This is a genomic window from Sphingorhabdus sp. (genome assembly GCF_046292425.1).
Classification (GTDB): domain Bacteria; phylum Pseudomonadota; class Alphaproteobacteria; order Sphingomonadales; family Sphingomonadaceae; genus Sphingorhabdus_B.
In genome coordinates this window covers 1-6,240 of the sequence record NZ_JBKBQV010000085.1, presented here as the reverse complement: position 1 = coordinate 6,240, position 6,240 = coordinate 1, and the positions used below count along the sequence as shown (strand labels likewise).

Here is a 6,240-nt window from a genome sequence, read left to right as displayed (position 1 = left end):
AAACGCTTCGCTGCAAAAATTGCACCTGCGCCCGTGATTGCGATGAACCCGCCGAGCAGCGCCAAATTGCTGTTGGCGGCGAACAGCATCGCGAGGCTCCACAACAATCCGCCGCCTGATGCCAGTACCAGCAACCAAAGCCAGCGGCGCCAAACCGCAAGGCCGAACAGAGCCGCAATGAACACAGCAAGGTAAAGCAACAGGCTTGGCAAATTGCTCGCGCCCATGCCCGCGACCCATGGCGCGACGAAACCGCCAAACAGACCCATCAACGCCGTGGGTGGACCATGGCGCAGTGCGAGCGCGAAGGCGATCATGGTGGTGACGACAACCGCTACGAACGCAGCGCCGATGCCGAACAGCCCGTAAATCTCCGCCGCCATGTACAGCGTGCCATAAAGTGTAGCGATGCCTGCACCCGCAAGGCTTTGGCCGACACGCGGGTCAGAAGCAAAGGATTCGCCGATTTTCGGCAGCCTGGCGCCAAACAGGCTGAACGCAATTAGCAGTGCAGCGAAAATTGTTGCGGTAACGGATCTGGCGGCTGGCCCGAACAGACCAGCCTCAATCGTATAACGGACAAGGAAAAACCCGGAGAAGACCAACGCAATGCCGCCAACCCAAATGGGAAGTTTCCCGCCAACAACATTTTCGAAATTGATCCGCGCTGACGCGGGAGGCGACTGTGTCGGTTCGTCGAGTGGTGTCGGAGTTTGCTCCGCTTCCGGTTTCTGCGTCTGGACAGGAGGCTGGGCAGCCTGTTTCGCGACAACGACGCGCGCTGGCGGGGCATGCACTTTGGGTTGCTCGCCGACAGCGCTGTTGGACCAATCAAGATCCTCAAGCCTCTCGATCCGACGGCGAAGATACCGTACGTCGGCACGCATCAGGTAGACATAAAAAGCCAGACCAATGACGGCGACAAAAAGAACAACAACGAGCAAAAGGCCCCCTAGGCTGAATAAGGGGCCTTTATGGCGCGCTTTGACTGTACGGCAAACGGAAAACGGCGACGTGCCGGATCAGTCGGTTGTACCACTTCGAGTCATCAACATGGCAGTTATGTCAGGAATTGGCCGATCAGTCATTTCCTTGGCCAGTTCCATGATGATGCGCTTTTCGACTTCGCCGTGCAGATTTTTTCGCAGTTCTCCAAGCGTGCGGGGTGGCGCAACAATGATCAGTGCTTCAAAGTCATGCGCCAGCGCCCGCATCCGCAACTGGTCAGCAAGATGCGCGGCAAAGCGGTTTTCCTCATCCTTGTGATATTCCTGATCACCGCCCCCCGTCGCCGTGTCTGTCTTTCCCTCACTATCGGAAAGGTCCGGGCGGTCCTGCCGCGTTTCGAGCGCGAATTCAGGCTGCGCACCATTTCCGTGGTTGCGCAGGAACATCATTTTCTCGCCATCCGCGACAAGCAGCAACGTGTCATGCGGGATGGCAATGCCCGTCAATTTGCGATCTTGTCCGCTGCCTTTTCGACCGCAGCGCCAGCTTTTTGGGCAGCCGCACCAACATCATCGGCGGCTTCCGCCACCGCATTATCTTTACGTTCTTCAGAACTGCTTTTGGTGAAAAGCAGATAGCCGCCGACGGCAAGCACTGCCAAAAGCAAAATACCGATAATTGCGCCAAAACCGCTTCCGCCGTTCGGCGCAGTGTTTACTGTGACTGATGCTGGTCCGGTATCGCGCTCATAGGCGCGCTCCACGACTGTACCCTGTGCGTCTGTGGTTTCTACTATTCGTTCCTGTACCATTTTTTGGCTCCTCCTCTTGAAACAGGACTAATGGTGAACGGAGGCTTTTGTTCCGTCCGCCGGGCAAGTGACGAGCGGCAAGGCTTGCATTTCGCAGCCTTTATGCACAGCGAAGAATTATGGACTTTCAAAATTTCGACATCGACCTCTTTCTGCGCGAATATTGGCAGAAAAAACCGCTGCTGATCCGCAGCCCTTGGGGCCATTGGCAAAACCCGCTTGAGCCGGATGAGCTGGCCGGACTGGCGTGCGAGGAAGAAGTGGAGTCGCGACTGATCTGTCAGTCATCGAGCGGATGGGATATGGAGCAGGGGCCGCAAGGCGAAGAGCGACTGGCCGGACTTGGAGAGTCACATTGGACTTTGCTGGTGCAAGCGGTTGACCAACATGTTCCCGCAGTCGCTGATCTTATCGCGCCATTCCGTTTCATTCCCAACTGGCGCATCGACGATGTGATGGTCAGCCTTGCTGCCGACGAGGGCGGGGTCGGGCCGCATTTTGACCAATATGATGTTTTCCTGATTCAGGGGCTTGGGCGCCGCCGGTGGCAGATCGGGCCGCATTGCGACGCCGAAACGACTTTGCTGCCGCACGACGATCTGAAACTGCTCGCGGAATTCGAACCGCTTGAGGAATGGGTGCTTGAGCCGGGCGATATACTTTACGTCCCGCCCGGCATCGCGCATAACGGCGTTGCGGTCGGACCCGATTGCATGACCTACTCTGTCGGATTTCGCGCGCCGTCGCGGTCGGACCTTCTGGGGCATTTTGTCGACGATGTTCTGGAGAGCATCCCGGACGATGATTTGTACCGCGACCCCGATCTGAAACGGCAGGACAATCCCGGCGAGATCTCGCCCGAGGCGCTGGCCCGGTTGCAGCAAATGATGTTGGAGTCCTTGTCGGACCCCGTCAGCTTCGCCCGCTGGTTCGGCGCGTTCAACAGCACGCCCAAATATGCCGATATGGACTGGCGACCCGAAGAGCCGTTGGAAGCCGACGATGTCCGCCTTGCCATGAGCGAAGGATCACCGTTGCTGCGCAATCCGGCAAGCCGCATGGTCTTCATCGCCAATGGAACAGACGCGCTGACATTGTTTGCCGATGGAGAATGCTTCGACTGCACCGGCGACTTGGCGGAGCTGGCGCGAAACATCTGCGCGCATGACAGGATCGTGCTGGACAGCGGACTGGCAACCACTTCAGCCGCCATCGATCTTGTGACGCAGCTATGCAACATGGGCTGCGTCGCGTTCGAAAGCGAGGAATGATCTGCGTACCCGGCTGAGCATCTGCCAGAAGAAATCGCGTTATGCATCGGAGGCAGAGGCGCTTGCGGCGGTGGCCACAGCGACAATAACGCTGCGGCATTATGCATGCGACCGCTGTGGCCAGTTTCACCTGACCAGCCGGACGAAGGGCAAGCGCATCGCGCGTCCCGTGACGCCCTAGCCTTCAACCTCGCGCCATGTGCCCGGCGCAAGGTCGTCCAGCGTCCAGTGCCCGATGGCGCGCCGCACGAGGCGAAGCGTCGGGTGCCCGACACCAGCAGTCATACGGCGTACCTGCCGGTTGCGGCCTTCGCGGATGGTGAGTTCTATCCAGCTATCGGGCACGGACAGCCGCACACGAATTGGTGGATCGCGCGGCCATAGTTCGGGGTCGGCAATCCGCTCGGCCTCGCACGGCAACGTCACCCCGTCTTTGAGGTTTACGCCACGCCGCAAGTTCGCCAGCGCCGCGTCAGTCACTTCGCCCTCAATCTGAACGAGGTAGCTTTTGGGCAATTTGTACTTTGGGTCGGAAACCCGCGCTTGCAATCGCCCGTCGTCGGTCAGCAGCATTAGTCCCTCACTGTCCATGTCAAGCCGGCCGGCTGGGTACACGCCCGGCACATCGACGAATTGCGACAGCGTAGGCCGCGGCGATCCTTCGGTGCCCTTGTCAGTGAATTGCGGCAGGACGCCATAGGGTTTGTTGAACAGGATGATGCGGGACATCTGCCTGCCTTAGCCGAAGGACGAGCATACGGATATCATCTTGTCAGCGGCAGTGTTCGCTTTGGCGTGTGGGCGGGAACTTCAAGCGGCGCAGGCCCGTTGATGTGGGACAGGAGATTGACACATGACTGACCCCCAGACCCCGGCCCAACCCCCAGCCCAACCTGAGGCCCCGAATACGCAAACCCCGACCACGCAGACGCCCCAACCTCAAGCTCAACCCCAAGCCCCCGGATCAGAGCCTAATGACGCAAATGAAAATCGCGGCATGCCGCCCGGCTATGGCAATGGCGAAGTCACGGGCGCAGGCGCAGGTGCTGGCGGATCAGGCGCAGCGGAGGATTATGACGCGGACCCCGTAGGCGGTGGCGGCAGCTTTCCACCTGTCACGCCCAAGGAAGGCGAGGGCGGCGCGGACGAACCACATGGAGGGACGCGATAATGGAGATTATCGAACGGATTTCGCGTGTACTCGCTGGCCAGTATTTCAGTCGCAATGCGGCAGGCGCGGCGGGCGATGACGATGCATCTGTCCTTGTCGATGCCAACTGGCCCGATTTTCAGGAGGACGCGATTGCTGTCCTAAAAACCCTGCGCGCCCCGCCGCCGGCTTTGTCGAACGAGAATGATGTGGCGCTGTGGGGGTTGGTGATCCAGTCCGCGCTTGGCCCACATGCGGAGAATGGGTGATGGCCGGCGGCTGGACCCGCGACGGCGCGGTGCAGGACCAGATCGACGATAGCGTCAAGGACGCCGTCTCCGGCGCACGGGCGCGGATGCCAGCGGGCGAAAGCGCCGAATATTGCGACGACTGCGGCGAACTTATTCCCGAACGCCGCCGTGCCGCTGTGCCGGGCGTGCGGACCTGTATAACCTGCCAAGCCGCGCGGGATGTGTCCGTGAAGCATTCCAGCTTTAACCGGCGCGGGAGCAAGGATAGTCAGTTGCGGTAGGGTGAAATTTTGTAACCTAATATTGCAGGTATATTTTGTGCATGTAACAACGGCTCATTTAGGCGTTAAAAAATATTTAGTTCGCAGAAGTTAAGAGCGGACTTGTAAAAACTACTTGGTCTATTGTCCATGTGGGAATTTTCTCCGTGGAACTAAATAAAGCACTAGACTGAATCGTATGCGGAGACGTAAAACACTAAAGTGATGAATATAGCGGTGCACAAAAGAACTCATGAGGAACTAACAGAGCAGCTAAATCATCAGATACTCGCTCTTAGAGCAAGTTGTGCCGGATATGACGCCGGCAATTTTTGGGAAGGCCCAAGGCTAGCCACCACGGTTTATACCGTTGTCAACGACGGCAATAATAGAAGTAAATCCGTCCTTACTCAATTGGGCCTTCGTAGGAAGATGCAGTTCCTATCTTATGCGACGCCCCAAATGCCTGGCAATTTGATAAGTTGGGCTCCGTTGTGCATGATGCAGATGACGGCAGAAAACTGCCTTCACGTCCCTATTCTCGATCAAGGTCCGTCCACGAAGTTAGCTAAACAGTTATCGTTCGCTGATTGGTGGAACGAGCCGATTTTTGAGAATCGACTCGGAAAAAAACTCAGTCGCATGAACCTAACATTTTCGCTCAGATCGAAAGATGGCGGAAGCCATTTCGATGCTGAGTTGCCGTCAAGTCCTTACTTAGAAATGAAGAACGAGGGTTTGGGATTTGTATTCCACGATGGCAGCGAAAACCCTCCTAAACCCATTCAAAATGCTCATCTGGCGACTATGCGCCAAATTGCGTTTGAACTTGAACGTACAATCTTACCTTATCTCTAGAGCACGGTACTAAACTGCGACAAAAAAGTCCTTAATTACCTCGTCGCCTTTTTGCTCGACGGGCATGCCCTTCATCGTGCGCGCTCCCAACATCCAAATTTCACAAAAGATATAACCAAATAGGTAAAAATATGTTGACATCGTAACCCTATTTGGTTAGGGTTGGGCATAGTCGAAAATTGCGAGTCGCGCAGTGACCCGCTTTCATCATCATCCCATGGGCTGAGGCACGCGCTTCGGCCCTTTTTCTTTGCGCTCAGGAGGGCTGGATATGGCCATCAATAAAGCAACCGTGCCGGACGCGCGGTTGAATGTGAAAATCCGTGCCCGGTTTCTGGACCATTTGGCGGAGACGGCCAATGTATCGGCGTCGGCGCGGGCGGCGGGGGTCAGTTCCATTTCCGTCTATGCCGAACGACGGCGGTCGCCTGCCTTTCGTGAGGCCTGGGCTCAAGCACTGACGGAAGGCTATGCGCGGCTCGAAACCGATTTGCTGGCCGAGGCGTTGCAGGTGGCGAGCGCGCGGACCGCCGATGGGACGTTGAAGGCGCGGGCGCAGAAGCATCGCCTGGCGATTGCGCTGTTAAACGCGCACCGCGCATCGGTGAAGGGCGGCGCGCTGCCGGCTGCGCCCCCCACGACCAAGCAGGATCTGCCAACGTTGAAGGCGCAACTGATCCTGAAGCTCACA

The 6,240-nt window shown here is 57.5% G+C and carries 10 protein-coding genes; 6 read left to right on the top strand and 4 right to left on the bottom strand.

All coding sequences use genetic code 11. The features are described from left to right. From ACK4S7_RS12855 to ACK4S7_RS12845, 3 genes are all read right to left on the bottom strand, one after another. Positions 1–944, bottom strand: a 944-nt coding sequence (locus ACK4S7_RS12855; RefSeq protein ID WP_409647579.1) for a DUF2339 domain-containing protein, incomplete at its 3' end; no start/stop codon positions are given. Between the two features lie 78 nt (positions 945–1,022). Further along, entirely contained in the window at positions 1,023–1,454 is a 432-nt protein-coding gene (locus ACK4S7_RS12850) for a host attachment family protein (protein WP_409647576.1), read from the bottom strand. Then, positions 1,451–1,759 (bottom strand): hypothetical protein, encoded by a 309-nt coding sequence (locus ACK4S7_RS12845; protein ID WP_409647573.1) that lies wholly within the window; start codon positions 1,757–1,759, stop codon positions 1,451–1,453. The genes ACK4S7_RS12850 and ACK4S7_RS12845 overlap by 4 nt, the downstream gene beginning before the upstream one ends. A gap of 119 nt (positions 1,760–1,878) precedes the next feature. Here ACK4S7_RS12845 and ACK4S7_RS12840 point away from each other — a divergent pair, with 119 nt between their 5' ends. Beyond that, the gene (locus ACK4S7_RS12840) at positions 1,879–3,030 is read left to right on the top strand and encodes a JmjC domain-containing protein (protein ID WP_409647570.1); all 1,152 of its coding nucleotides are present in this window, start codon (positions 1,879–1,881) and stop codon (positions 3,028–3,030) included. A 177-nt stretch (positions 3,031–3,207) separates the two neighbouring features. On the opposite strand, the gene ACK4S7_RS12835 is transcribed toward ACK4S7_RS12840, so the two are convergent. Then, positions 3,208–3,759, bottom strand: a complete 552-nt coding sequence (locus tag ACK4S7_RS12835; RefSeq protein WP_409647567.1) for a pseudouridine synthase — start codon at positions 3,757–3,759, stop codon at positions 3,208–3,210. Positions 3,760–3,883: 124 nt separating this feature from the next. Here ACK4S7_RS12835 and ACK4S7_RS12830 point away from each other — a divergent pair, with 124 nt between their 5' ends. The 5 genes from ACK4S7_RS12830 to ACK4S7_RS12810 form a co-directional block, all read left to right on the top strand. Then, a complete protein-coding gene (locus ACK4S7_RS12830; RefSeq protein ID WP_409647564.1) occupies positions 3,884–4,201 on the top strand; it encodes a hypothetical protein in 318 nt (105 codons plus the stop codon). Beyond that, positions 4,201–4,449 carry a hypothetical protein gene (locus ACK4S7_RS12825; protein ID WP_409647562.1) on the top strand — a complete coding sequence of 83 codons (249 nt, stop codon included), beginning with the start codon at positions 4,201–4,203 and terminating at the stop codon, positions 4,447–4,449. The genes ACK4S7_RS12830 and ACK4S7_RS12825 overlap by 1 nt, the downstream gene beginning before the upstream one ends. Then, entirely contained in the window at positions 4,449–4,712 is a 264-nt protein-coding gene (locus ACK4S7_RS12820) for a DksA/TraR family C4-type zinc finger protein (protein ID WP_409647558.1), read from the top strand. Before ACK4S7_RS12825 ends, ACK4S7_RS12820 begins: the two co-directional genes overlap by 1 nt. 477 nt (positions 4,713–5,189) lie before the next feature. After that, positions 5,190–5,549 carry a hypothetical protein gene (locus tag ACK4S7_RS12815; protein WP_409647555.1) on the top strand — a complete coding sequence of 120 codons (360 nt, stop codon included), beginning with the start codon at positions 5,190–5,192 and terminating at the stop codon, positions 5,547–5,549. Between the two features lie 271 nt (positions 5,550–5,820). Next, on the top strand, positions 5,821–6,240 hold a 420-nt coding region (locus ACK4S7_RS12810), incomplete at its 3' end, for a hypothetical protein (RefSeq protein WP_409647552.1).